Raw genomic sequence first — 25,842 nt, 5'->3', positions numbered from 1 at the left:
GCTATTCCTCGCCGCCCGCCTTGCCATCGAGCTTGAGGGCGGCGAGTTCCTCCAGCATGTCGAGAAGCGCATCGACACGCTTGGCGCCAAAGCGCGCATCGATATCCGCATAGACGCGGCGCGAATCCGGCATCACCTCGTCGATGACGGCCTGACCGGCGGGTGCGAGTGCCAGCAGCACCCGGCGACCGTCTGCCTCGTCCTTCTCCCGCGTGATCAATCCGCGCTCTTCTAGGGAGCGCAGCATGCGCGTGAGGCTGGGTGCGAGAATGAAGGCTTTCTCCGCCACCTCCGTGGCATCGAGCTGGCCTGCCTCGGACAGTGCGCGCAACACCCGCCATTGCTGCTCGGTGACGTCGTGATCGGCAAGGATCGGCCGGAAATGGCTCATCACCGCCTCGCGCGCCTTCAGGAGGCCGATCGCCAGTGAACGCCGGCGCTCGCGCGGCGCAGTGTCCTTCGTTTTTTTGGGATTGTTCATGTCCGCCGGGGCATCCTTCGTCATCCTGCCTCTATCCGTGATTTTTCAAGTTCATGCAATCGCGAGGCGGTATCAGACAGAGGACGGATCGATTGCGGCCGGCCGGCATGCTAGCGTCCGCGTTCAGATCACGACCTTTGAAAGTGCGGCCTCTCATGACGTCAGAACCTTCCAACGCAGCCTCGACCTATATTTTTGCGCCCGCTGCCATTCCCACCCTGCCCATCAAGGCAAGCGACGCGCTCTTCCCGGTGCATCGCATCTATTGCGTCGGCCGAAACTTCGCCGATCATGCCATCGAGATGGGTCATGACCCCGACAAGGAGCCGCCCTTCTTCTTCCAGAAGAACCCGGACACCCTGGTCCTGCCCGGCGAGGACTTTCCCTATCCCTCGGCAAGCACGGACGTGCATCATGAGGTCGAGCTGGTCGTCGCACTGAAGAGTGGCGGCAGCGATATTCCGGTCGAGCATGCGCTGGATTGCGTCTACGGCTACGCCGTCGGCCTCGATATGACGCGGCGCGATTTGCAGGCGGAAGCCAAGAAACATGGCCGGCCCTGGGAGGTCGCGAAAGCCTTCGAACGGTCCGCGCCCTGTGGTTTCATCCACCCCGCAGCCGAGACCGGTCACCTGAGCGAGGGCGCGATCCGGCTTACCGTCAATGGTGCGGTTCGCCAGAACGGCAACCTCAACCAGATGGTCTGGAAGGTGCCGGAGATGATTGCCTATCTGTCCCGTCTGTTCACGCTGCAACCGGGCGACCTCATTTTCGCCGGCACGCCGGCCGGAGTGGGTGCCATCGAAAAGGGCGATACGATGGTCGCGCATATCGATGGGCTCGATGAGATAACGTTTAACGTCGCCGGATAGATCTGACACGGCGCAGGCGGGCACCTATCCCTTTGGCGTATTCCTTCGTCTTTCGGCCTGCGCCAAAGGACGTAGGGGTGGCAAGAGGAGGAGACCTGCATGCCCGTATCCGCCGATCTCATTGTTATCAACGCGCGCGTCCTCACCATGGACGAGGCCAATCCGCGTGCCGAAGCCATTGCGCTTGCCGGCGGCCGGATCGCTGCCGTCGGCAGCGAGCGCGATATCCTTGCGCTGAAGGGCGAAGAAACCTGGATTATCGATGCGCGCGGCGCTTCGGTGCTGCCGGGCTTCATCGAGAGCCACATCCACATGTTCGGCGGCGCCGAGGAGCTGGGACACCTGCAGCTCGCCGGCATTGAAGGTTTCGAGGCGCTGAAGGCGAGCCTGCTTGCCCATGCCGCCACCCATCCCGACGACGCGCTTTTGACCGGCCACGGCGCCGGTTACACAATGATTTCCGAAGACGAGCCGCTGACGCGACACCATATCGACCGCATCATCGCGGACCGACCGGTCGTGCTGGTCGGCGCCGACCATCACACCAGCTGGGCGAACACCAAAGCGCTCGACATGGCCGGCATCCTGCGCGGCAAGGCGGTCAATCCCGGCAACGAAGTGGTGATGGGGCCGGATGGCCTTGCGACCGGCGAGCTGCGCGAATCCGAAGCCATGTCGCCCGTCCTGCATCTCGGCGGCCCGAACCGCACCCATCTCGGCATCGAGACCGGCGGCGAGCCCGACCCCGCGCCAAGTGCTGTGGAATGGGAGGCCGACAAGGCGATCATGCGCCGCGGCCTGGCCCACGCCGCCAAACACGGCATCACCTCGTTTCACAACATGGACGGCAATTTTTACCAGCTCCAGCTGATGGCGGCGCTGGAAGAGGACGGCACGATCACCGTGCGCGGCCAGGTGCCCTATCATTTCAAGAAGCCGATGATGCTCGCCGATCTCGAAAAGGCAAGCGAGATGGACCGGCGCTACCGCAGCGACTGGGTTTCCTCCGGCATGGTCAAGGTGTTCATGGACGGCGTGCTGGAATCCGGCACCGCCTTCCTCGTTGAGCCCTATGCGGACCGGCCGGATTGGTATGGCGAACCCTATTTCAGCAACGAGGACTTCGCCGAACTCGCCACCGAGATCGACCGTCGCGGCCTGCAGATCGCAGTGCACGCCATCGGCGACGGCGCCGTGCGGCGCGTGCTGAACGGCTACGAGGCCGCGCAGAAGGCCAATGGCGCCCGCGACAGCCGCCATCGCATCGAGCATGTCGAGCTGATCACCGAAGAGGACATGCCACGCTTTGCTAAGCTCGGCGTCATCGCCTCCATGCAACCGCCGCATCCGCCGGGCGGCATGTGCTTCCCGCTCGAACCGACCCTCTCGCGCATCGGCGAGAAGCGCCGTTATCTCGCCTATGCCTGGCGGCGCATCAAGGAAACGGGCGCAGCATTGGCCTTCTCCTCCGACTGGCCCGTCTCGCCGATCGACCCGATCGCCGGCATCCAGGCCGCCGTGACACGAACGGTCTGGCAGGAGGGCGATCCGGATCATTCCGTCAGCCTGCACGATGCCATCGCCGCCTATACGATCGGCAGCGCCTACGCGGAGTTTGCCGAAGACCGCAAGGGCATGCTCAAGCCCGGCTACTTCGCCGACCTCGTCATCCTTGACGATGACATCGAGGTGGTCGAGCCGGAGCGTATCCGTGAGGTCCGCCCGAAGATGACGATCTGCGGCGGCCGGGTGACCTACGAGGCCTGAGGCTTTCATCCGTTCCAGATGAGACGCAGCCATCAGGCAGCAGACATTCGCCCGTCGGCTCTACGATCTGGAACGGCCTGCTGAACAAGGTCTGCCGGGCGCGCCTCGCAAGCGTCGCGCCCTTGCCGCCCGCACCAAAAACCCTTTCAATGCCTGCACCCGTTTCAACCAGGTCTTTCCCATGAACCTTTCCGACTATGTCAGCCACGACGCCACCAGCCTTGCCCAGCTCGTCAAGCGCGGCGAGGTGACCGCCGCGGAACTTGCAGGCCTTGCCCGGCAGGCCTTCGAAAAGGTCGATCCGGCGATCAATGCCGTCGTTGAGTTTTATGACGATGCGGAAAGCGTGCCCGGCCCGGTGGAGGGCGCCTTCAATGGCGTGCCGTTCCTGCGCAAGGATATCGGCGCGACGGAGGAAGGCCGCCTGCAGGAATGCGGCAGCCGGCTGCTGAAGGGCAGCGTCAGCACCCACGACGCCTACTATACAAAGCGCGCCAAGGCAGCGGGCCTGCGTATCGTCGGCCGCAGCGCCGTGCCGGAACTGGCCTTTGCCGGCTTCACCGAAACCATTCTGGAAGGCATTACCCGCAATCCCTGGAACCTCGACGCCTCGGCCGGCGGCTCTTCCGGGGGTGCGGCGGCGGCGGTTGCCGCCGGCATCGTGCCGATCGCCCATGCCTCGGATGGCGGCGGCTCGATCCGCATTCCCGCCGGCTGGTGCGGCCTCGTCGGCCTCAATCCCTCGCGCGGCCGGGTTTCCGGCGGGCCGGACGGGCAGGATTCGCTGTTCGGCCTGGCGCGCGAATTCGTGGTCTGCCGCACGGTGCGCGACATGGCCGCCGCGCTCGACGTCTTTGCCGGCCCGGAGCCGGGCGATCCGTTCATCATCCGCCAGCCGGAACGGCCCTATCTCGACGAGCTGACCCAGCCGACCGGCAAGCTGCGCGTGGGCCTTGCCCGCACCGCCTGGGGCAGCGTGTCGATCGCCGAGGACGTGCTGGCAACGCTCGATGCGACGGCCGCCCTACTCGCATCGATGGGCCATACGATCGAGGAGATCGCTCCGCCGGTGAATTCGCACGACATCATGATCGGCGTGATGGGCGGTTTCAATCTCGGCCTTGCCGAACTGCCGGCGCGCGCCGCCGCCCTCGGCCGCCCGCTGGACGACACGACGCTGGAGCCTGTCATCCTCAAGCTGATGCACCAGACGCTTGCCATGTCGCCGGCCGAAATCGTCACCATTTTCGAGACCATGCGAAAAATCCGCCACGATGTCGCAATGGCAACCGCGAGCTACGACATCCTGCTGACGCCGACGACGCCGGTGACGGCGCCGGAACATGGCCGCTTTTCCACCACCCGCTCCGACCTTACGGCCACCGGCTTTGCCGAGGGCGACACCACCCTCTTCACCTTCCTCGGCACGTTCAACGCCACCGGCCAGCCCTCCGTCAGCCTGCCGCTCGGCCTCGACCGCAACCATATGCCGGTCGGCATCCAGATCGTCGGCCGCTTCGCCGACGAGGCGACATTGGTGCGCGTTGCCCGCGATCTCGAAGAGGCGCGGCCCTGGAGCGCCATGCTGCCACCGGTGCATGCAAGACAATAACCTGCGACAGCACGCCACGCATGCCCCTCCCCGTTGTTTGATCAACGTCAAAGAAGGAGGGGCGCCGCGGGTCTACCCCTTGCGCATGAACGATTGACGTTCGTCAGCAAGGAGACTTCCAGTGCGTATCATGGCAAAGAGCATCGTCGGTGCAGCAGCGGTCATTCTGGCGCTCGCGCTTCCCGCCGCAGCGGCAGATTTCGAGGTGCATATGCTCAACAAGGGCGCCGAAGGCGCCATGGTGTTCGAGCCGGCCTTCGTGAAGGTGGCGCCCGGCGACACGGTCACCTTCATCCCGACCGACAAGGGGCACAATGTCGAGACGATCAAGGGTATGATCCCCGACGGTGCGGAAGCCTTCAAGAGCAAGATGAACGAGAACTACAAGGTCACCTTCGACAAGCCGGGCGCCTATGGCGTCAAATGCACGCCGCATGTCGGCATGGGCATGGTGGGTGTCGTGGTCGTCGGCGACGCGCCGGCCAATCTCGACGCCGTCAAAACCGGCAAGCTGCCGAAGAAGGCCCGCGAGCGCATGGACGGCGCGATCACGGCTCTCGGTCTCTAAGAGGTCGGTTCTAAGTGGAGACGAAACCCGGAGTGGAGCGATCCGCTTCGGGCTTTTCAGTCTGCCCATTCGGGATCGGTGGTGAAGGCGATCGTCAGCCAGCGATCCGGGCCCTCGTCGCCGATGGCGATGCCGATCTCGTCGCGGATATCGTCCCACTCCTGCAGCTTCCGCGGCGGAAAATCCTCGGGCACGATGAAAAAGAGCTCGATCTGCCGGCCACGGCCGACGCGGGCGACATAGGCCCGGTAGGAGAGGAAGCCGTGTCGTTCGACGATGGTTTTGGCGATCGCATCGACATGGCTTTTCAGGTCCCCGGGCGTGACGAGCAGGATATCGGCCAGCGCCTGCCGGATGGTGCCGGCAGGGATCGGGATGATGACAAGGCAAACGAGCGCCAGCGCCACCGGGTCGATATAGGGCGACAGCCATTCATGGGCCGTGCCCTGGATGAAATAGCCGATGACGAAGGCGACCAGCAGCGCGCTGGTCAGGCCCGCGGACATCATCCAGGCCTTGGCGTCGAGCGCCACGAAATCCGACTGGAGGGTGCGGTTCGCGCGGGTGGCGATGATCGCCATGGCGACCGTCACGATGATCGTCACCACCGCGTAGATGATCGCCTGGTCGAAATCGAGCGGCCTGCCACCGTCCATGATGCTGCCGATGGCGTTGATCAGTGCGTAGATCGCCGCACCGGTCAGAAGGATACCGTTGAGGCCGAGCACCATCGGCTCCAGATGCCAGAAGCCCATGGTGAAATGCTTGACGAGCCGACCTTTGCCGCCGCCCGTCGCCGAGGACGCGATGAGGTTCGAGACGAGCAGGGCGAGCACGGTCATCGCCGCGTCGGTCAGCGCATAGACGCCATCGAAGACGATGGCGAAGGAACCGGAGAGAATGCCGAACAGGATGCCGACACCGGCAAGCACGATGGTGACGGCAATGGAGATGCGCAGAAGTCCCTGTTCCGTCCTCATGGATCGGCCCTTTCTCTCGTTCTGTGGCCCTTTCGGCTTATAGCCGGCCCCTCACATGAATTCCAACTTCTGAATGATAGGGATTTGCACATTTAATTTCCTAATGCCGCAGGCCGCTGTTAATTTAAGACCACAACCAACGGGATCCGCATGCTGAAACTCGTCCTGCTCTCGGCCTGGCTCTTCCTGACCGCGCTCGCATCTCCCCTTCTTGCCACAGACAATGCCATGACCCTCGACCTGCACAAGGCTGCCGCAGCCGACGACGCCGTTGCCATCAAGGCGCTTCTGACCAAAGGCGTGGCAATCGACGCGCGGGACGGCAGCGGCGCGACGGCCCTGCTCGTCGCAACACACGCCAACCGGATGAACGCCGCCCGCGCGCTGATCGAGGCCGGCGCCGACGTCAATGCCAAGGACGCCATCAGCGACAGTCCCTATCTCTATGCCGGCGCACGCGGGCATCTCGACATCCTCAAGTTGACGCTTTCCCACGGCGCCGACCTCAAGAGCATCAACCGCTACGGCGGCACCGCCCTTATCCCCGCCGCCGAACGCGGCCATGTCGAGACCGTCGATACGCTGATCAAGGCCGGTATCGACGTCGATCATGTGAACCGGCTCGGCTGGACGGCGCTGCTGGAGGCGATCATCCTCGGCGACGGAGGAAAGCGCCACGTCCAGATCGTCGATCTCCTGATCAAGGCCGGGGCCAACGTCAATCTCGCGGACGACGACGGCGTGACTCCGCTCCAGCATGCGCGCGGCCGCGGTTTTGGCGAGATGGTCGCGCTCCTGGAAAAAGCAGGCGCGAAGTGACGCCATTCACGAACAAGGCGGAAGAGAAATCCGTCGGGAAACACTGGAAACACTCAAGACAAAGGGCCTGAGACGATGCAAAGAAGCTACTATTCCTCCCTCGGCGGCCACCCGCCGCAGAGCGACCTCCTGACCGGGCGTGCCGTCTTCACCGAGGCCTATGCCGTGATTCCGAAGGGAACCATGCAGGATATCGTCACGAGCTTCCTGCCCTTCTGGAACGACACGCGTTGCTGGGTCATTGCGCGTCCGCTTTCCGGCTTTGCCGAGACGTTTTCGCAGTACATCATGGAAGTGGCGCCGGGCGGCGGCAGCGACAGGCCGGAGCAGGACCCGGACGCCGAAGGCGTGCTCTTCGTCGTCGATGGCGAAGTAGAACTGACATTGCCGACCGGCAAGCACACGCTCGAGCCGGGCGGCTATGCCTTCCTGCCGCCGGGCCTGAAATGGTCGCTGCACAATCGCTCCGGTGCGCATGCCCGCTTCCACTGGATCCGCAAGGCCTACGAGGCGGTCGATGGACTTCCGCATCCGGAACCCCTGATCCTCAACGAAAAAGACATCAAGCCGTCGGAAATGCCCGGCACGAATGGCGGATGGGCGACGACGCGCTTCGTCGATCCCAACGACCTTCGCCACGACATGCATGTGACGATCGTTACACTGATGCCCGGCGCGGTCATTCCCTTTGCCGAAACCCATGTCATGGAACATGGCCTCTACGTGCTGCAGGGCAAGGCCGTCTACCGCCTCAACCAGGACTGGGTGGAAGTCGAAGCCGGCGACTTCATGTGGCTGCGCGCCTTCTGCCCACAGGCCTGCTATGCCGGTGGCCCCGGCCCGTTCCGCTACTTGCTCTACAAGGACGTCAACCGCCACATGGCGCTGAAGCCTTTTGGTTCCCGCCGCTAAAACCGCCTAGAAACCCGCGCCCGACCGGCGCGGGTTTTTCATGAGGGTAACGGCATCGCGTCCGGATAGGATCGCGGATCGAAGCGCAAATAGAGCAGCGCGGTCACCAGCACACAACCGAGATGCAGCGCCCAGCCGGCGGCAAAACCACCCGTCCAATCGTGCAGCACTGCCATCACATAGGGGCCGATGGCAGCGATGAGGAAGCCGCCACCCTGCATCAGCGCGGCAAGCGCGCCGGCCTGTTCCGGCCGCGGCAGGTGATCGAGCGCGGTGACGATGGCAAGCGCGAAACTACCGCCAAGGCCGGCGCCGCAAAGCCCCGCCCAGACTGCCGGTGCCAGGCCGGGAAGGCCCGCAAGACCGAAAAAGCCGATGGCCTGGAAAGCAATGGTCAGCCAGAGCCAGCGGCGGCGGTCGACATTGCCGCGCGCCAGAAAAGGAAGCCCGAGTGCGGCCATCGCCTGACAGATGGCCATGACGGCGACGAGGCCGCTGCTGTCGGCACTCGTCCAGCCCTGCGCCTGATAGTAGGGCGCAAGCCAGGCGATCATCGAGGTATAGCCGGCATTGATCAATCCGAAGGCCGCCATCAGCACCCAGGTGCGCCGCCGGCCGAGAAGCTGGCGCATGAGCGCGCCGTCCGGCTTGTTCGATTGCACATCGGACAGGATGCGCCAGGCAGCCGCCAGCGCGATGACGACCGGCAGCGCCAACCACGCAAGTGCCGCCCGCCAGCCGAAACCGGCATGCACAAGCACCGGCATCAGCCGCGCGCCAAAAGCGCCACCAGCCATGATCATCGCCGAATAGAGGCCCGTGACGACAGGGACATGGTTCGGGAAGCGGGCCTTGATGATGCCGGGAACGGCCGCCTGGATGAAGGCGACGCCGATGCCGCAGAGCGCCGCAGTCGCGATCAGCGACACGCCGTCCATGGCAACCAGGCGGAGCGCCGAACCGAGCAGGAGAATGCAGAGTGCCATCAACAGACCGCGCCTGGCGCCGATCTTCGCCTGAAGGCCAGGCGCAATGAACGCGCCGAGCCCCATCAGGAACATTGGCAGCAGGGTGAGCATCGCAATGCCGCCATAGCCGAGGCCGGTATCCGCGACGATCTCGGCGAGGATCGGCGCCGGGGCTGCGAGGAAGGGACGCAGGTTGAGCCCGATCAGCACGACCAATGCCAGCATTGCCCAATCGCGGCCGGGGCGCGCCTCAACGGTATCCATCAGAATTGACTCTCGTGCTGAAAATGCCTGTTCGCGGCAGGGTGGGGGCCTGCCGATCGTTGCTATCGCTACCACCGGCTTGAATCATGCGCAAATTAGATGTTTAGATGCTGACTATTCTGATTTTCGATGGAGATACCGTGCTCGACCCGCGCCTGCTTCGGGCCTTCGTGGCAATCGCCGACGCCGGGAGTTTCACGGCCGCCGCCGATCGCCTGCATATGACGCAATCGACCATGAGCCAGCAGATCGCCCGCCTCGAGGAGGCGATCGGGCGGGATCTGGTCGACCGCGCCGCGCGGCCGGTGCGCCTGACCGTGACGGGCGAACGCCTGCTCGGCCACGCCCGCCGCATCCTCGCCCTCCAGACCGAAGCACTGACGCTGATGGCGGAAACCTCCGGCACCACCTCGGTGCGCATCGGCATGCCGGATGACATCGCCACGCCGGAAATGGCCCGCGCCTTCGCCGCCTTCACCAAGCGCCACAAGGAAGCCCGCCTCGACGTCACCACCGGCCTGCGCGCCGACCTCAACCGCCGCTACCGCGCCGGCGAACTCGATATCGTGGTGCTGAAGGAAGACACGCCGAGCGCCGACAGCTGGGCGAGCTTCGAGGAGCCGATCGCCTGGTTCACCGCAATGGATGCGGCGCCCGACCTGCCCGACCCGACGCCGCTTGTCACCTTTCCGCCCGGCGGGCTCTATCGCGATGCCATGTCCGAACGGCTGGAGCGAGAGCGCCGCCGCTGGTACGTCGCCTTCACCTCCGCAAGCCTGCGCAACGTGCTGATGGCCGTCGAAGCCGGCCTCGGCCTCTCGCTGCTGCCGATCGACGCGACGAAGGGGTGGCGGGTCAAGCAGCTTGCCGATTTCGGCGCGGAACCGCCGGTCGTCGCCTCGCTCTATGCCTGGGAACGCAACGGCATCGTCGGCGAACTGGCAAGCGAGGTGCTCGACATCCTCAAACGGCACTTTGCCCGGAGTGATCAGACTTTATAGAGATCCGCGTAGGTCTCGCGCAGGACGTTCTTCTGCACCTTGCCCATCGTGTTGCGCGGCAGGTCATCGACGAAGAGCACGCGCTTGGGCTGCTTGTAGCGCGCCAGCCGGTCCTTCAGCCCGTCGAGCACGGCCTTCTCGTCGAGCGCGGAGCCCTTTGCCCGCACCACGACGGCCGTCACGCCCTCGCCGAAATCCGGATGCGGCACGCCGATGACCGCGCTTTCGATGACGCCCTGCATGCCGTCGATCTCGGTTTCCACTTCCTTCGGATAGATGTTGTATCCGCCGGAAATGACGAGATCCTTGCCGCGTCCGACGATGTGGACGTAGCCGCGCTCGTCGATCTTGCCGAGGTCACCGCTGATGAAGAAACCGTCGGTGCGGAACTCGGCGGCGGTCTTCTCCGGCATGCGCCAATAGCCCTTGAAGACGTTCGGCCCCTTCACCTCGATCATGCCCGTCTCGCCATCCGGCACCGGTGTGCCGGTTTCCGGGTGGGTGACCCGAAGCGAGACGCCGGGCAACGGAAAACCCACCGTGCCGGCGATCCGGTCGCCATCATAAGGGTTGGAGGTGTTCATATTGGTCTCGGTCATGCCGTAGCGCTCGAGGATGGCATGGCCGGTCTTTTCCGCAAAACTGCGATGGGTTTCGGCAAGGAGCGGCGCCGAGCCGGAAACGAAGAGCCGCATCCTTGCGGTCGCCTCTCGTGTCAGGCCCGGGTGCTGCACGAGCCGGACATAGAAGGTCGGCACCCCCATCATCACGGTCGCGTTTTCCATCAGCCCGAGCGCCTGGTCGGCATCGAATTTCGACAGCAGATACATCGAGGCGCCGGAGAGCAGCGTCACGTTCGAGGCAACGAAAAGACCATGCGTGTGGAAGATCGGCAGGGCGTGGATCAGCCGGTCGGCGCTGGTGAAGCGCCAATGGTCGCGCAGCGTCAGCGCATTGGAGAGCAGGTTGTCATGCGTCAGCATCGCACCCTTGGAGCGCCCCGTCGTGCCGGACGTATAGAGGATCGCGGCCAGATCATCCGGGCCGCGATCCACGTCGGTAAAATCCGCCGCCTCGCCGCCTGCCCGCTGGAGAAGGCTGCCGCCACCGGTCGCATCCAGCGTCTCGACCACGCTGCCATGGGTTTGTGCGATCGCCGCGATACCCTTTTCGGATTTCGGATCGACGACCACCAGGCGCGGCTGCGCATCGCCGATGAAGTAATCCAGCTCCGCCAGCGTATAGGCCGGGTTGAGCGGCAGATAGACCGCGCCGGCACGCAGGCAGGCGAGATAGAGCATAAGCGCCTCGGGGCTCTTGTCCACCTGGACCGCCACCCGGTCGCCCGGCTGCACGCCCCGAGCACTGAGCGCGCCAGCGAGTTGCCCGGAGAACCGGATCATTTCGCCATAGGTCCAGCACCGTCCCTCGGCCGTCTTGATGAAGATCGCCTCCGGCGTCGCAGCTGCCCGGATGGCGTCGAAAAGATGGTTGGCCATGGATGATCCCCTCTCCCGTTCGCCCGCACAATGTCACACCGCCGGGCGAGGATGCCAGAGGGAAAAGCAGAAAGAAATCATCGAAACAGGCCCTGCCCGGCGGGCAATTGCGTTCCCGGTTTTACGGAACCAAGCAGGAGGTTTCGCGTTGGCTCAAAAGACAAAGCCAGTTCGCAGGAGTCCGACGTGCGCCAGAAGAACAAGCCGCTTGCCCGCAAACCCGCTGTCATCCCGGGTGCCAATCCCGGCGATACACGCAAACGCCGCAATGCCTGGGAGCCGCAGGTGATCGTCCCGCACCAGATTGACTTGCCGCTCAACCAGCCGGGAAGCCACGAGGTTGTCGTGCCCGCAGCCCCGAACGGCCGCAGCCTCGTCAATGGCCGGCTCTGAAGGGGGCGGCCAGATGCGTGTGAAAGACGTGATGTCCGCCCAGATCGTGACGGTCTCTCCCAACGACACCGCCCAGTCGGCCGCCCGGTTGATGCTCGAAACCGAAGTCGGCGCATTGCCGGTCGAAGTGCCCGGCGTCGGCGCCATCGTCGGCATCATCACCGATCGAGACATCGTCGCATCGGTTCTGGCGCAGGGGCTCTCGACCTCGACGGCGATTGCCGAATTCATGACCGTGTCACCTGAAGTGTGTAACGAAGAAGACGACACGGCGACGATCGCGGCCCGCATGCGTCACTTCGGCGTGCGCCGCCTCGTGGTGGTGAATGACGACCGGCGTGTGGTCGGCATTGTCAGCCTTGTCGACCTGCCGGTCGAAAAACCAGCGTAGGAGGGTGTGCAATGACCATCTTTGCGACTGACCGCCTGTGGGACGAGGCCGTCGTGCTTGAAGGCGACCAGCGGGTGCTTCGTGTGCAGAGCACGCGCGATGCCCTGCTCTGCCTGAAGAACCATTGGCCGATCGAAGACGGCCCTGCGGCGCTGACGGCGAAAAGCGTCTGCGAACAGGGGCTGGCCAGCGACGACGACCCGGCCTTTGCCCGCCGGGCCTTCATCGAAGCGGCAAAGGAAGCCGATTTCCGTGTGAATTCGTGGACGGCGGCATAGACCGTCGCCACCTCGAAGGGACATCGCCGTGAACGAAGACGAACGCCAGGAATGGATCAGCAAGCGCGCCTATGGCCTGTGGGAGGCGAACGGCCGCCCGCACGGCAAGGATCACGAGCATTGGGAACAGGCGGCGCGCGAACGCGCCGAACTCGAAAGGGTCGCTCTGCCGGAGCATCTCAGGAAGAGGCGCAATTCGGATGAAGCCGACGATGCCACGCGCACGGCCGTCAACCTCGCCCGCGAGGCGCGCTTTCGCAGAACGGCAACGCGGAGCCTTCCATCCACAATCGAAACGAGCTAGCGAAGGTTTTTCGCGAGCCCTCCAAGCGCGCCCCCTTTCTCATCCTATCCCCTGGTGTTTTCCGGCGCCATGTCGGGCAGATCACCCCAGCGCTTCGAAGACGGCGACGCTGGCGCCATAGACCATGACAGCGCCTTCGGCGGGATGCTCCGCGAAGGCTTTGTCCTCGGCACCCGTATCGAGCACCCGCTTCCACGCCTTGATGCCGTTCACTTCCGGGAGCTTCACCTGGCAATCACCGCCGGCATTGACGACGATAAACAGCTGATCCGGCCCCTCGCCATTCGCCGGCTTCGACAGGAAGAGACCGAGCGCCTGTAGATTGCCGTCCTCCCAGGCACCGTCGTCCATGAAGGCACCGCCGGGTTTGTACCAGGCGATGTCGATCGTGCCGTCCTCTGCGGCATCGCCTGTGAGGAACCGTTCCTGCCGCAGCGCCGGATGGGACTTGCGGAAGGCGATCGCGCCCTTGCAGAAGGCGAGGAACGGATCGTCAAGACCGCTCCAGTCGGTCCAGCCGATCTCGTTGTCCTGGCAGTAAACATTGTTGTTGCCGTTCTGGCTGTTGCCGACCTCGTCGCCACCGAGCAGCATGGGCACGCCCTGACTCAGCATCAGCGTCGCGATCATGTTGCGCCGGCGGCGGTCGCGGGCGGAGAGGATGTTCTGGTCATCGGTCGGGCCTTCGGCCCCCATGTTGTGCGAATGGTTGTCGGAATGGCCGTCGCGGTTATCTTCGCCGTTTGCCTCGTTGTGCTTGCCGTCATAGGAGACGGTGTCCATGAGCGTGAAGCCGTCATGGGCGCTCAAGAGGTTGATCGACGAGGTGGCGCCGCGGTCGGAATGGTTGAACTGCGGCGCAGAGCCGGTAAGCCGAGCTGCAATGTCCGACACGAGCCCGCCGTCGCCCTTCCAGAAACGGCGCACGTCGTCGCGGTACTTGTCGTTCCACTCGCGGAACGGATGCGGAAAACCGCCGACCTGATAGCCGCCGTCGCCCACATCCCAGGGTTCTGCAATCAGCTTCACGCCGGACAGCATCGGATCCTGCCGGATCGCATCGAAGAACGTGCCGTCGCGGTCGAACTCGATGTGCCGCGTGCGGCCAAGCGTGCTGGCAAGGTCGAAGCGGAAGCCATCGACATGCATGACGCCGACCCAGTAGCGCAGGCTGTCGAGCACCATGCGCAACACCATGGGATGGGCGATATTGACCGTATTGCCGGTGCCGGTCGTGTCGTAGCTGTGGCGCAGGTCATCCGGCGACAGGCGGTAGTAACTGAGATTGTCGAGGCCACGGAAACTCAGCGTCGGTCCGCGCTCCGAGCCTTCGGCGGTGTGGTTGTAGACGACATCCATGATCACCTCGATGCCGGCGGCATGGAAGCGTTTGACCATGGCCTTGAATTCGGTGACGGCGCGGCCGGAAAGGAACCGTGGCTGCGGCGAGAAGAAGCCGAGCGTCTGATAACCCCAATAGTTGCGCAGGTTCTTTTCCAGCAGATAACGATCATCCGGGAAGTACTGGATAGGCAGGAGTTCGATGGCAGAAATACCGAGATCGACGAGATGCTCGACGATCGGATCGCTCGCCATGCCCATGAACGTGCCGCGCAGCTCTTCCGGCACGCCGGGATGGGTCATCGTCATGCCGCGCACATGCGCCTCGTAGATGATCGTTTCGGTCCATTGCCGGCGGATCGCCGCATCGCCCGCCCAGTCGAAATCCGGATCCTGCACCACGCCCTTCACCATGAAGGGCGCGCTGTCACGTTCATCGAAGGACAGGTCTTCCGCCGGGTCACCGATGCGGTAGCCATAGAGCGCATCGTCCCACTGGATTTCCCCAAGGATCTGCTTGGCATAGGGGTCGAGCAGCAGCTTGTTCGGGTTAAAACGGTGACCGGCCTTCGGATCATAGGGGCCGTGCGCGCGGTAGCCGTAGATCGTGCCGGGCTTCAGGCCGGCAATGTAGCCGGACCAGATGTCGCCTTCGCGCTTGGGCAGCGGCAGGCGGGCGGTCTCTTCCCTGCCGTCCTCGCTGAAGAGACACAGTTCCATCTGCTCCGCATGGGCGGAAAAAACGGCGAAATGCGTGCCCTCCCCGGTGAATTCGGCGCCAAGCTCCGGCTTCATGAAATCAAGTTCGGAAAACGAATAGCTCATGCGGCCTGTCCCCTACGGTCGAGCAACGCGCCCTCGCAACGAGGGCGCCATCGCAATCGCTTCATCGCACCGGGACGACGAACCTTCGTCGAAAGAACGGGAGGCATCTTATCGCGGCTCGAGAAAGCCATGGTGCAACGCGAAAAGAAACGGATTGTTCCGGAACCTTTTCGCAGCCGGACGGTTTCAGCGCCAAAGACACACTTCAGCGCTCGAAACTCGACTGGTCCCGCATTTGGAACCAATGGCGCGTTCGCCGGTTCTTGAAACAAACTGTCAGAAAGAGGCTCCCATGCTCATCGGCGACATCATGACCCGCAATGTCCACCTCGTGCGACCGGAGGAGGCCCTGCACTACGCCGCAGGCCTAATGGCGCAATGGGACATCGCCTTCCTGCCGGTGGCCGATGCCAGCGGTCTCATCGGCACCCTGACAGACCGTGACATCATTCTTCGCGCCGTAGCACCCGGTCTTGATGCGGGAACCACCAAGGTCAGCGACATCATGACGAGCAACATCACCTATTGTTACGACGACGAGCAACTGGACGGTGTACTGGGCAACATGGAGGCTCTGCAATTGCGCCGGCTTGCCGTGCTCGACCGGCAGGAACGACTGGCGGGCGTCGTTTCGCGAACGGACTTCGCGCGGCATGGCGCTTGAACGGGGCCTGATGGAACAAATCGGGAGGATATGCGTTTAGGGCGCGGCTGAAACCCGCACTCTCCAGGGCCTTATGACATATCCCAGCTCGACCTATCGCCTCCAGTTCCGAAACGGCATGGACTTCGGGAGGGCACGTAAACTTGTGCCCTATCTTCACGAACTGGGCATCAGCCATCTCTATGCCTCGCCCGTCATGACCGCGACCAGCGGGTCCACCCATGGCTATGACATGACCCGGGCGGACGAAATCGACCCTGGCCTCGGCGGCCTTGAGGGCCTGCGCGCGCTGGCCGGCGCCCTTCATGAATGCGGCATCGGCCTCATCCTCGATATCGTGCCCAATCACATGGCCGCAAGCCTCGAAAACCCCTGGTGGCGCAGCGTGGTGACATGGGGTGCCGAAAGCCCCCTTTCGCACCATTTCGATATCGACTGGTCGCAGAAACTGACGCTTCCCTTCCTGGGCAAGGGTTTCGAGGAGGAACTATCGGAGGGCGCCATCAGCCTGGTCCTCGATCCGGTCTACGATGCCCTCGCCTTGCGCTACTATGACAGCTTCTATCCTCTGCATCCGGGCACCTACCGGGACGTGCTGGGTGGGCACGACAATCTCGCCATCACGGCAACCCCCAAGAGCGCCCCGGACGGCAAGGCGATTCTTTCGTCCACACTGACGCCCACCGGCGCGCGCGCGGCTCTGGAAAAATACCTCGCCGCTGTTTCCGCCGATCCTGTGCGCATAGCTGCCATCCACGCGGCGCAGCCGTGGCGTCTCACGGATTGGAAGACGGCAAGCCGCCATCTCAGCTACCGCCGTTTCTTCGAGATCGCCGGCCTCGTGGGACTGCGCGCCGAAGATCCACGCGTCTTCGACGACAGCCATCGCCTGATCCTCGATCTCGTGCACGAGGGCACGGTGGATGGCCTGCGCATCGACCATATCGACGGCCTTGCCGATCCGCAGGGTTACCTGGAGCGCCTGCGTGCCGCCGTCGGCCCGGATGTCTATATCGTCGTCGAAAAGATCCTGGAGAAAAGCGAAGCCTTTGCAACGGATTGGCCCGTCCAAGGCACGACGGGCTACGAATTCATCGCAGCACTTGCGAACGCGCTCGTCGACGAGCGCGAAGGCGGCCGGCTGGCGCATGCCTTCAAACCGCTGAAGGGCGAGGAGCATCGGGGAAGCTACACACAGGAGATGCGGGCCAGCAAGCGGCAGATGCTCGCGGACAACTTTACAGGCGAAGTCCGCCGCATCGCGCTTCTGGCCAAGGGCATGGCCGATCACGCCAATGCCGATCTCTCCCGCAGCACGCTTGCCGAAGCGATCTGCGCCCTGATCATCGCGCTACCCGTCTACCGCACCTACCTGACCGCAACGACCGGCATCACCGAACGCGACCGCCAGCTTCTGGCATCAGCACGGCTCGAGGCGCAGGAGGGCGTGCGCCCGGAGGTCCGCGAGGCGATCGATTTCATCTGGGAACTGCTCGCCGACGACAAGACCTGCAACACGATGCCCGACTGCGTGGAATTTCGCACCCGCTTCCAGCAACTGACCGGCCCGATCATGGCCAAGGCGCTGGAGGACACGCTCTTCTACCGCGAAAACGCCTTCATCGCGCTGAACGAGGTCGGCGGCGATCCAGGCAAACCGACCGACGGCCCCGCCGCCTTCCACGCCGCCATGCAGGCGCGCGCGAAAACGCTGCCACACAGCCTGTCGGCGACCTCGACCCATGATACGAAACGCGGCGAGGATGCGCGCGCACGCCTGTACACGCTCAGCGAGGCGCCAGACCGGTGGATCGCCGCGACACAACGCTGGTCCTCCCTCAATGCCCGGTTTCGCCGGCCGCATGCCGAACGGCAGGTTCCGGAGCCCGATGTGGAGTGGCTGATCTATCAATCCTTCGCCGGCATCTGGCCGACGGGTGGACTTGACGATCCTGCGGCAATCGGTGCGCTTGGCGAACGGACAAAGGCGTATGTCGAAAAGGCGTTGCGTGAAGCGAAGATCGGCTCGAACTGGGCCGCGCCGGACATCGATTATGAAAAAAAGGTGACCGGTTTCGTCGACGACCTGCTGCGACACGGTGCGTTTTTCGACGATTTCAACGAAACCCTGTCCCCCTTCATCGATGCCGGCCTGATGAATTCGCTGGCTCAAACGCTGATCAAGCTCACGGCGCCGGGCATTCCCGACATTTATCAGGGCAGCGAGCGCAGCGACTTTTCGCTTGTTGATCCTGACAATCGGCCCCTGCTCGATGTTGTTTCCCTGCGCGTGCCGGAGAAACCCCAGCCCTATCGAACGCATTTCATGGACTACAAACAATGGCTGACCGCCACCGTGCTCGCCGCGCGAAACGAGCGCTCTGATCTGTTCACCGGGCCCTACATGCCGCTCGGCTTTTCCGATGGCGACAGACAGGCACTGGCCTTCCTGCGCGGCACGCCGGAGGCTTTTGCCATAACGATCGTCCTGCGGCTGACGTTCGGAAGGACGCTGCCGAATGCGCTGTGCCTGATGGATGACGCGGCATTCGGTATCTCGCTCTTGCTTCCCCCGGCTTTCGAGGGCCGCACCGTACGGTCCGTCCTGGACGGCCGCACGCTGACGCTTGGCCGTGAACTTCCGCTTGCCGAAGCCCTCGCATCCGAACCGGTCGCTCTGCTTCTCAGCGACTAGAGCATGCTCAGCCGAAGCGGGATCGCTTTAGCGGATCTCCCGCGCCAGGGCCTGGAGCCGCGTGAAAGCATCGTAGCGCCTTGCGTGAAGGGCGACCGCATCGCCGCTGGCGGGATAGTAGGTGCGATCCGTCGCCGAAAGTGCTGTCATCGCCGCGCGGACATCCGAAAAGGCCCCGCCAGCCACACTGCCGAGAATGGCAGCACCAAGCAGAACCGGCTCCTCCGCCTTCGTCGCAAGCAGCGGTTTTCCCGTCGCGTCGGCGAGAAGCTGGCGGACGAGATCGAGCTGGCCGGCACCGCCGCTGATGACGATCTTGTCGATCGGCGCGCCGGCCGATGCCTGCGTTTCGATGATCTGGCGAAGACCGTAGCCGATGCCACAGAGCCCGGCGATGTAGAGCGAGACCAGATTGTCGAGGCCGCGCTCCATGCCGAGACCGACAATGGCTGCACGGGCATGCGGATCGGCAAAGGGCGCACGGTTCCCGAGGAATTCGGGTACGACGTGCAGGCCGTCTGCCAAAGCAACAACGGCGGTGAGCGTTTCAGCCGTTTCAGATGCCAGGTCGGCAAGCAGGACAGGGAGCGAGACGCCGCGCGTCTTTGCCAATGCAGACGCTTCGCCAGCTGCCGGATGAAAGGAGAGAAGCTGCTCGATCGCCGCACCGGCCGCCGACTGTCCGCCCTCGTTCAACCACATGCCCGGCACCATCGCCGAAAAGTAGGGTCCCCACACGCCCGGAACGAAGACCGGTTCATGCGTCGAGGTCATGGTGCAGGACGAGGTGCCGAAAACATAGCCGAGACTGTTTTCCGGTGGGCCATCAACGCCCACTGTGCCGATGCCGCCCGCATGGGCATCGATCATTCCCGCCCCGACAGGCGTGCCGGCAACAAGGCCGAGTTCCATCGCAGCCTGCTCCGTCAGGCCGTCGCCGACAGGCGTACCCGGCTCGACGACATGCTGGCCGATACGGGCAAAATCCTCGTCCGCCAGAATGCCGAGGCCGATGCCCTGGAAATAGGTCGGGTCCCAGCGCTTCTCATGCGCCAGATAGGTCCATTTGCACGTCACCGTGCAGGTCGAGCGGGCGAGATCGCCCGTTGCGCGCCAGGTGAGAAAATCGGCAAGGTCGAAGAACTGCCAGGCCGCCTCGAAAACCTGCGGGCGGTTTTCCTTCAGCCACAGGAGTTTCGGCGTCTCCATTTCCGGAGAGATACGACCGCCGACATAGCGCAAAACCTCATGGCCCTGCGCATTGATGCGCTCGACCTGATCGACCGCGCGGTGGTCCATCCAGACGATGATGTCACGTTCCGGATCCTCCGACGGACCGACCGGCAGCGGCGCACCACCCTTGCCGAGCACGACCAGCGAGCAGGTCGCATCGAAGCCGATGCCGGCGATCTGCTCGGGCGCAACACCCGCCTTGCTGACGGCATCACGCACGGCGGCGCAGACCGCGGCCCAGATTTCCGTGCTCGACTGCTCCACTATCGCGCCCGCCTCGCGGAACAGCGAAATGTCGCGTTTTCCCGAGGCCAGCATGCGGCCGGTGAGGTCGAACAGGCCGGCTCTGGCGCTTCCCGTGCCGACATCGACGCCGACAAGGTAGCGTTCGCCGCCCGCGGGACGTGCGGAGGAAATGTTGCTCATGGGTCTACCGCCTGCAATCAGGATTATTTCTTGCGGGCGGCAGCATGCCGCCCGCCGTTTATCTTAGAGATCGACGCTGTTGGGCAGGATCACCAGGTCGCGGATCGTCACGTTGCGCGGCCGCGTCAGCATGAAGAGCACGGCATCAGCCACTTCCTTCGGCTGCATCAGGCTGCCATTGGCGAGCGCCTCGTCCATCTTCTCCTTCGGCCAGTCGTCGAGCAGCGCCGTCACCACCGGCCCCGGCAGGACCGCACCGACGCGCACGCCATGCTGCGCCACCTGGCGCCGCGTCGCGTGCACGAAGGCCTGAACCGCGAATTTAGAGGCCGTGTAGATCGGCTCCCAGACGACAGGCACGACACCGGCAATCGAGCTGGTGAACAGGATATCGCCCGTCTTCTTCTCGATCATGTAGGGCAGTACCGCATGGACGGAGCGGAAGGCCGCATTGATATTGAGGTTCAGCATGCGATCCCAGGCATCCGGGTCGCCCTCCGCCACCGGCCCGCCGATATAGGCGCCGGCATTGGCGTGGAAGACATCGAGCCCGCCGGCAATCTCGAGGATGCGCGGCATCATGCCGGAGACATCCGACGGCTTCAGCAGATCGACGACGAGCGGCAGGGCATTCGGTCCCAGCTCCCTGCAGAGCTGTTCCAGCTTGTCCTGCGCCCGGTCAACGAGCACCACCTTCGCCCCTTCGGCAAGCAGCGTGCGGGCGCATTCGAGGCCGATGCCGGATGCGGCACCCGTGATGGCGGCAATCTTGCCCTTCATGAGGTCAGCCATAGTAAAAACTCCATTCCAGTGGTGTTACGCGCGGCCGTGGCTGACACGGGAGCGACGGGCAAGCGAATCGACGATGACCGCGATGGCAAGAACGCCACCGGTGATCATGTAGCGCAGCGACGAGCTCAGGTTGAGCAGCGTCAGGCCATTCGAGATCGCCTGGATGACGATGATGCCGAGCAGAGCCGAGTAAGCGCTGCCGCGTCCGCCGAACAGGCTGGTGCCGCCGATGACCGCAGCCGCGATGGCGTTGAGGTTTACGTCGCCCGTACCGGCCTGCTGGCTCGACGAGGCAAGACGCGAGGCCGAGAGGATGCCGCCGAGTGCGGCGAGCGTCGAGCAGAGCATGAAGGCGCTCATATAGATGCGGCGAACATTGATGCCCGAGCGCCGCGCGGCTTCCTTGTTGCCACCGACGGCAAACATCGAGCGGCCCCACTTGGTGCGCGTCAGCCCGTAGTTGAGGAGGACGGCAAGCGCCACGAACAGCGCAAACATCCACGGAATACCGCGGCCGAGATTGAGGTAGAAGACGGCGGCCTCCAGGGCGACGGTCAAGGCGACGGCCTTGAGGATCAGCGCCCGCATCGGCTGGGCTGAAAGGTTCGCGGCAAGACGCTGGGTCCGCGTCCGCAGCCCTCGGCCGATCATGACGAGGCCGGGCACGAGCGCCAGTGTGTAGGACAGCCAGTCCGGCATGATGAGAATCTGGCCAAAGCGCACGAGCGGCGAGGCATAGGGCAGGTTTATCGAGCCCGTCGGGCCGAGAATGTAGAGCTGAAGGCCGAGAAGCGCGAGCAAACCGGCAAGTGTGGCAACGAAGCTCGGCATGCCCAAGCGGTTGTAGAGTGCGGCGTAAAGCATGCCGACACCCGCGCCAACCACCAGCGCCGCAATGATTGCGCCGGCGAGCGGCCAGCCCATATTGACCCAGATGACGCCGACCATGGCGGAGGCAAGCCCGCTCATCGAGCCGACGGAAAGGTCGATTTCGCCGAGCACCAGCACGCAGACGATGCCGAGCGAGATGACGCCGACCGTGGCGCAGTCGAACAGCAGGTTCACAAGGTTGTTGGGGGCGAGGAAGATCGGGTTGAGTGTCGAGAAGACGATGGAGATGACGACGAGGCCGACGGCGACCGGCAGCATGCCGAGGTCACCCGAACGCACGCGGTCGAAAAAACCTTTTGCCATCGCTGCGAGGCTATCGTCATGGCGCACGCGCTCGTCGCTACGGTCCAGCGTCGGCTGGTTGTTGGAAGGGTTCTGGCTCATGCGGCTCCCCCGTGATTGTCCTGGACATGGCTGGCCTTGCGGTCGGCGCGGCGCGAAACGGAATTGTCCGTTGCACCGGTGATGGCGGAGACGAGCTCCTGGTTCGACGAATCCGGCGTGAAGATGCCATTGTTGCGACCAAGCCGGAGCACGACGATACGGTCGGCAACGGCGCGAACGTCTTCCATGTTGTGGCTGATGATGATGACACCGAGGCCGCGGTCGCGCACGCGCTCGATGAGGTTCAGCACCTCCGCCGTCTGTGCAACGCCGAGGGCTGCGGTCGGTTCGTCCAGCATGATGAGCCTGGGATTGAGCAGCAGCGAGCGTGCGATAGCGACGGTCTGTCGCTGGCCACCGGAGAGCGAGGCGATCGGCTCCCGGACGGAGGGAATACGCGCGGCAAGCTCGCGCAGCAGCGTCCAGGCACGCACTTCCATGGCGACTTCGTCGAGCGCCCAGGGCGACATTTCATGCCCGAGGAACAGGTTTGCCACGACATCAAGGTTTTCGCAGAGCGCGAGATCCTGGAACACGGTGGCAATACCCAGCTCCAGCGCCTTGGCGGGGCTGTCGAGCGTCACCTTCTGGCCGCAGAATTCGATCGTGCCGGAGGATGCCTGATGCACGCCTGCCAGCACCTTGACCAGCGTCGACTTGCCGGCGCCATTGTCGCCGACGAGGGCGACGACTTCGCCGGCCTTCACGTCGAGATCGATGTCCGTCAACGCGGACACCGCGCCGAAATTCTTGGATATGCCGCTAAGGCGCATCACCGATTCCCCCTTGGCGGGGATATTTTGAAGCGTGGCTGTCATGGCCCTGAACCCTCTAGGCTGACCTCGACTATCGGGGTGTCCGGCCGCGTCAACGGCCGGACACCTAATGGGCTGGATTAGTTGATGATGCCGAGTTTGCGGCAACCTTCAACATATTCGCCGGTGCAGACTTCTTCCGGCTTGTTGATGCCCTTGTCGAAGATTTCAGCCTTGATGTTCTCCGCCGTCACCACCGCCGGTACGAACAGCTGCGATGGCGTTTCGTAGAGCTTGTGGGTCGCTTCCGGGGTTTCGCCCTTGAGCAGCTTCACCGCTACGCCGGCCGCAGCCGCCGCGACGATTTCGGAGGGCTTGGAGATCGTGTTGTATTGATCGCCCGAGATGATCAGCTGAAGCGCCGCGATCGTCGCGTCATTGCCGGTGACCGGCGGCATGACCTTGACACCGGCTGCCTTCAGCGCAGCGATGGCGCCTCCACCCGTGCCGTCGTTTGCCGCGACGATACCGGTGATCTGGTCGCCGAAGCGGGTGATCTGGCCAGCGGCCCATTCCTGCGCCTTCGGCGGCGCCCAGTCCGGCGTGTCGAATTCGGCAAGCGTCTTGTAGGGCGAAGCGTCTAGCGCGGAATCGATGCCGTCGCGGATGAGGCCGGCAGCCGCATCGGTCGGTGAACCGTTGATCTGGAGAACGCCGGCACCGTCCGGAACGCCCTTGGCCTTCAGGTGGTCGACCAGCGACTGCGCGATGGCCTTGCCGATGCCCTGGTTGTCGAAGGAGACGTAGTAGTCGGCCGGCTTGTCAGGGATCGGACGGTCATAGGCGATAACCTTGACGTCCTGCGACTGGGCGATTTCGACAAGCCCTGCGGCAGCGGCGGAATCGACCGGGTCGAGCACGATGACCTTGGCGCCCTGCGCGATCACCGAGTTGAACTGCTGCTGCTGGAGTGCCACGTCGGCATTGGCGTTCTGGTAGATCACCGTGCAGCTCGGGCAAAGCTTCTCCATCTCGGCCTTGAAGCCGGGATAGTCGTGCTGCTCATAGCGGGTCGAAGCCTGGTCGGGCATCAGGAAGGCGACGGTTGCGTTTTCCTGAGCGAAAGCGGCGCTGCCGAGCGACAGGGCGAGGCCGGTCGATGCGAGCAGAAGGGTAAGCGTTTTCATTGGGTTCCTCCACGGTTGATTTTCAATTCGGTTCGCCGGCGACCTCAAGCCGCCAAGGGCGACAGAACCGACGCAGTCCGAGCGCCAAAGCGCGCAGTTCATCGTTCGCTGCGGGGATGCCGCAACGTCCGGTTCGTCGATGCTCCGTCTGACTCCTCCCTTGGGTCAGCCTTGCTGTTCAGGCAACTTCATCGATGGAGCATGCTTGCTCAATCGATGAAGCAAGAATTGCCACCAATCCCCATTGGTGTCAAGGTGGCTCTCGAAATGGAGATGAAATGTGAATCGGACGACGCAGACGAAACGGACGACGATCTATGATCTGGCGGAACTGGCGGGCACCTCGGCCAGTGCCGTGAGTGCTGTCCTGAACGGCAACTGGAAGAAGCGCCGCATCAGCGCCAAGCTCGCCGAAAAGATCACCAAGCTCGCCGAAGAACAGGGTTACGCCCTCAACATGCAGGCGAGTGTGCTGCGCCGCGACCGCTCGAAAATCATCGGCATGATCGTGCCGAAATACGATAACCGCTATTTCGGCTCGATCGTCGAGCAGTTCGAGGCGCTGGCCCGCGCGCGCGGCCTCTTCCCGATCATCACCTGCACGATGCGCGATCCGGCGCTGGAACTGGAAGCGGCGCGCGCCATGCTGTCCTACCAGGTCGACTGCCTGGTCGCGACCGGCGCAACCGACCCCGACCGCGTCATGGACCTCTGCGCCGCCGCCGGCGTGCGCACCATCAACCTCGACCTGCCCGGCTCCCGCGCGCCTTCCGTTATCTCCGACAATTACGGCGGTGCGCTGGAGTTGACGCGGCGCGTTCTCGCCAATTGCGAGAAGGAATATGGCGAGAAGACACCCTTGCTCTTCGTCGGTGGACGTGGTTCGGATCACAACACGATGGAACGTGTGCGCGGTTTTCGCGACGCCCATGCCGAAGCCGGCGTCACGGTCGACGAAACGCTGGTGCAGACCTGTGGCTACGCCCCCGAAAAGGCGGAAAACGCCATGCAGCAGCTTGCCGCGCGAACAAGCAACCTGCCGCGCGGCATGTTCGTCAACTCGACGATTTCGCTGGAAGGCGTGATGCGCTGGATCCGCCGCTCGGGCCATTATGCCGACCGAGTGCCACAGCTCGGCTGCTTCGACTGGGATCCGTTCGTCGCCATGCTGGGCGACCATATCGAGATGGTGCGGCAGGACGTGCCGAAAATGCTGGAGGCCGTGTTCGGCATCATCGATTCCGGCGCCACGGACGTTACTGTCGTGCAGATCCCACCGATCGTCGAGAAAATCGGCTAGGTGTTTGATCCCGTGCTTTGATGGTGCAATGTTGTCCATTGAATGGAGGGAAGCGCTATTTGGCAGGTTCTTCACGGCAGGGCCACGACGACAGAGGCAGGCCGTCGAGCGATACAACATAGTCAAGAGAGCCTGAGAGCGCTGGCCAAGCGCTACGGCATCAATCAGAAGACGGTTGCCAAGTGGAAGAAGCGAACCTCTGTCGCCGATCTGCCGACCGCTCCAAGCGAACCGAAGTCT

At 63.8% G+C, this 25,842-nt stretch carries 24 protein-coding genes and 1 pseudogene; 15 read left to right on the top strand and 10 right to left on the bottom strand.

Annotated features, from left to right (window positions below; translation table 11 throughout):
• Position 1: 1 nt before the first annotated feature.
• Positions 2–505: a homoprotocatechuate degradation operon regulator HpaR gene (hpaR, locus tag ACT6VE_RS13000; RefSeq protein WP_444799013.1), complete on the bottom strand. Its 504-nt coding sequence runs from the start codon at positions 503–505 to the stop codon at positions 2–4.
• Positions 506–636: 131 nt separating this feature from the next.
• Between hpaR and ACT6VE_RS12995 the strand changes: the two genes are divergently transcribed.
• The 4 genes from ACT6VE_RS12995 (at position 637) to ACT6VE_RS12980 (ending at position 5,300) form a co-directional block, all read left to right on the top strand.
• Entirely contained in the window at positions 637–1,353 is a 717-nt protein-coding gene (locus ACT6VE_RS12995) for a fumarylacetoacetate hydrolase family protein (RefSeq protein ID WP_444799012.1), read from the top strand.
• Between the two features lie 99 nt (positions 1,354–1,452).
• The gene (locus ACT6VE_RS12990) at positions 1,453–3,120 is read left to right on the top strand and encodes an amidohydrolase (protein ID WP_444799011.1); all 1,668 of its coding nucleotides are present in this window, start codon (positions 1,453–1,455) and stop codon (positions 3,118–3,120) included.
• A gap of 181 nt (positions 3,121–3,301) precedes the next feature.
• Positions 3,302–4,732, top strand: coding sequence for an amidase (locus ACT6VE_RS12985; RefSeq protein WP_444799010.1), 1,431 nt, complete (start codon positions 3,302–3,304; stop codon positions 4,730–4,732).
• Between the two features lie 121 nt (positions 4,733–4,853).
• Entirely contained in the window at positions 4,854–5,300 is a 447-nt protein-coding gene (locus tag ACT6VE_RS12980) for a pseudoazurin (RefSeq protein ID WP_444799009.1), read from the top strand.
• Between the two features lie 56 nt (positions 5,301–5,356).
• Here the strand turns inward: ACT6VE_RS12980 and ACT6VE_RS12975 are convergent, their stop codons facing one another.
• Positions 5,357–6,280: a cation diffusion facilitator family transporter gene (locus tag ACT6VE_RS12975; RefSeq protein WP_069060965.1), complete on the bottom strand. Its 924-nt coding sequence runs from the start codon at positions 6,278–6,280 to the stop codon at positions 5,357–5,359.
• Positions 6,281–6,508: 228 nt separating this feature from the next.
• Here ACT6VE_RS12975 and ACT6VE_RS12970 point away from each other — a divergent pair, with 228 nt between their 5' ends.
• Positions 6,509–7,099, top strand: a complete 591-nt coding sequence (locus ACT6VE_RS12970; RefSeq protein ID WP_444799282.1) for an ankyrin repeat domain-containing protein — start codon at positions 6,509–6,511, stop codon at positions 7,097–7,099.
• Between the two features lie 75 nt (positions 7,100–7,174).
• Positions 7,175–8,011, top strand: a complete 837-nt coding sequence (locus ACT6VE_RS12965; protein ID WP_444799008.1) for a bifunctional allantoicase/(S)-ureidoglycine aminohydrolase — start codon at positions 7,175–7,177, stop codon at positions 8,009–8,011.
• Positions 8,012–8,049: 38 nt separating this feature from the next.
• On the opposite strand, the gene ACT6VE_RS12960 is transcribed toward ACT6VE_RS12965, so the two are convergent.
• Positions 8,050–9,243 (bottom strand): cyanate transporter, encoded by a 1,194-nt coding sequence (locus ACT6VE_RS12960; RefSeq protein WP_444799007.1) that lies wholly within the window; start codon positions 9,241–9,243, stop codon positions 8,050–8,052.
• A gap of 107 nt (positions 9,244–9,350) precedes the next feature.
• Between ACT6VE_RS12960 and ACT6VE_RS12955 the strand changes: the two genes are divergently transcribed.
• Positions 9,351–10,244, top strand: a complete 894-nt coding sequence (locus ACT6VE_RS12955; protein WP_444799006.1) for a LysR family transcriptional regulator — start codon at positions 9,351–9,353, stop codon at positions 10,242–10,244.
• On the opposite strand, the gene ACT6VE_RS12950 is transcribed toward ACT6VE_RS12955, so the two are convergent.
• Positions 10,232–11,743, bottom strand: coding sequence for a malonate--CoA ligase (locus tag ACT6VE_RS12950; protein ID WP_444799005.1), 1,512 nt, complete (start codon positions 11,741–11,743; stop codon positions 10,232–10,234). The two genes, ACT6VE_RS12955 and ACT6VE_RS12950, sit on opposite strands and share 13 nt — an antisense overlap.
• A gap of 186 nt (positions 11,744–11,929) precedes the next feature.
• Between ACT6VE_RS12950 and ACT6VE_RS12945 the strand changes: the two genes are divergently transcribed.
• The 4 genes from ACT6VE_RS12945 to ACT6VE_RS12930 are packed head-to-tail and all read left to right on the top strand — an operon-like array spanning position 11,930 to position 13,109.
• Positions 11,930–12,136, top strand: a complete 207-nt coding sequence (locus ACT6VE_RS12945; protein ID WP_444799004.1) for a hypothetical protein — start codon at positions 11,930–11,932, stop codon at positions 12,134–12,136.
• Between the two features lie 13 nt (positions 12,137–12,149).
• Entirely contained in the window at positions 12,150–12,527 is a 378-nt protein-coding gene (locus ACT6VE_RS12940; RefSeq protein WP_444799003.1) for a CBS domain-containing protein, read from the top strand.
• A 17-nt stretch (positions 12,528–12,544) separates the two neighbouring features.
• A complete protein-coding gene (locus ACT6VE_RS12935; protein WP_444799281.1) occupies positions 12,545–12,805 on the top strand; it encodes a DUF982 domain-containing protein in 261 nt (86 codons plus the stop codon).
• A gap of 28 nt (positions 12,806–12,833) precedes the next feature.
• Complete coding sequence (locus ACT6VE_RS12930) at positions 12,834–13,109, top strand: DUF2934 domain-containing protein (RefSeq protein WP_444799002.1); 276 nt, start codon at positions 12,834–12,836, stop codon at positions 13,107–13,109.
• A gap of 81 nt (positions 13,110–13,190) precedes the next feature.
• Here ACT6VE_RS12930 and glgX read toward each other — a convergent pair whose 3' ends face one another.
• Positions 13,191–15,275, bottom strand: a complete 2,085-nt coding sequence (gene glgX / locus ACT6VE_RS12925; RefSeq protein WP_444799001.1) for a glycogen debranching protein GlgX — start codon at positions 15,273–15,275, stop codon at positions 13,191–13,193.
• A 292-nt stretch (positions 15,276–15,567) separates the two neighbouring features.
• Between glgX and ACT6VE_RS12920 the strand changes: the two genes are divergently transcribed.
• A complete protein-coding gene (locus ACT6VE_RS12920; RefSeq protein WP_444799000.1) occupies positions 15,568–15,939 on the top strand; it encodes a CBS domain-containing protein in 372 nt (123 codons plus the stop codon).
• 73 nt (positions 15,940–16,012) lie between these two features.
• Positions 16,013–18,634: a malto-oligosyltrehalose synthase gene (treY, locus tag ACT6VE_RS12915; RefSeq protein WP_444798999.1), complete on the top strand. Its 2,622-nt coding sequence runs from the start codon at positions 16,013–16,015 to the stop codon at positions 18,632–18,634.
• A 27-nt stretch (positions 18,635–18,661) separates the two neighbouring features.
• Here the strand turns inward: treY and ACT6VE_RS12910 are convergent, their stop codons facing one another.
• The 5 genes from ACT6VE_RS12910 to ACT6VE_RS12890 form a co-directional block, all read right to left on the bottom strand.
• Positions 18,662–20,293 carry an FGGY-family carbohydrate kinase gene (locus tag ACT6VE_RS12910; protein WP_444798998.1) on the bottom strand — a complete coding sequence of 544 codons (1,632 nt, stop codon included), beginning with the start codon at positions 20,291–20,293 and terminating at the stop codon, positions 18,662–18,664.
• 63 nt (positions 20,294–20,356) lie between these two features.
• Positions 20,357–21,085 (bottom strand): SDR family oxidoreductase, encoded by a 729-nt coding sequence (locus ACT6VE_RS12905; protein WP_444798997.1) that lies wholly within the window; start codon positions 21,083–21,085, stop codon positions 20,357–20,359.
• 24 nt (positions 21,086–21,109) lie between these two features.
• A complete protein-coding gene (locus ACT6VE_RS12900) occupies positions 21,110–22,360 on the bottom strand; it encodes a sugar ABC transporter permease (protein ID WP_444798996.1) in 1,251 nt (416 codons plus the stop codon).
• Positions 22,357–23,178: an ATP-binding cassette domain-containing protein gene (locus ACT6VE_RS12895; protein ID WP_444798995.1), complete on the bottom strand. Its 822-nt coding sequence runs from the start codon at positions 23,176–23,178 to the stop codon at positions 22,357–22,359. Before ACT6VE_RS12895 ends, ACT6VE_RS12900 begins: the two co-directional genes overlap by 4 nt.
• Before the next feature lie 77 nt (positions 23,179–23,255).
• Positions 23,256–24,302: an ABC transporter substrate-binding protein gene (locus tag ACT6VE_RS12890; protein ID WP_444798994.1), complete on the bottom strand. Its 1,047-nt coding sequence runs from the start codon at positions 24,300–24,302 to the stop codon at positions 23,256–23,258.
• 280 nt (positions 24,303–24,582) lie between these two features.
• Between ACT6VE_RS12890 and ACT6VE_RS12885 the strand changes: the two genes are divergently transcribed.
• Together ACT6VE_RS12885 and ACT6VE_RS12880 are read left to right on the top strand one after the other, a co-directional pair.
• A complete protein-coding gene (locus ACT6VE_RS12885; protein WP_444798993.1) occupies positions 24,583–25,602 on the top strand; it encodes a LacI family DNA-binding transcriptional regulator in 1,020 nt (339 codons plus the stop codon).
• A gap of 57 nt (positions 25,603–25,659) precedes the next feature.
• Positions 25,660–25,842, top strand: a pseudogene (locus ACT6VE_RS12880) (IS481 family transposase); the annotation flags it as partial.

The organism is Shinella sp. (assembly GCF_052438155.1).
Classification (GTDB): domain Bacteria; phylum Pseudomonadota; class Alphaproteobacteria; order Rhizobiales; family Rhizobiaceae; genus Shinella.
This window is presented reverse-complemented; position numbering and strand designations above follow the sequence as displayed.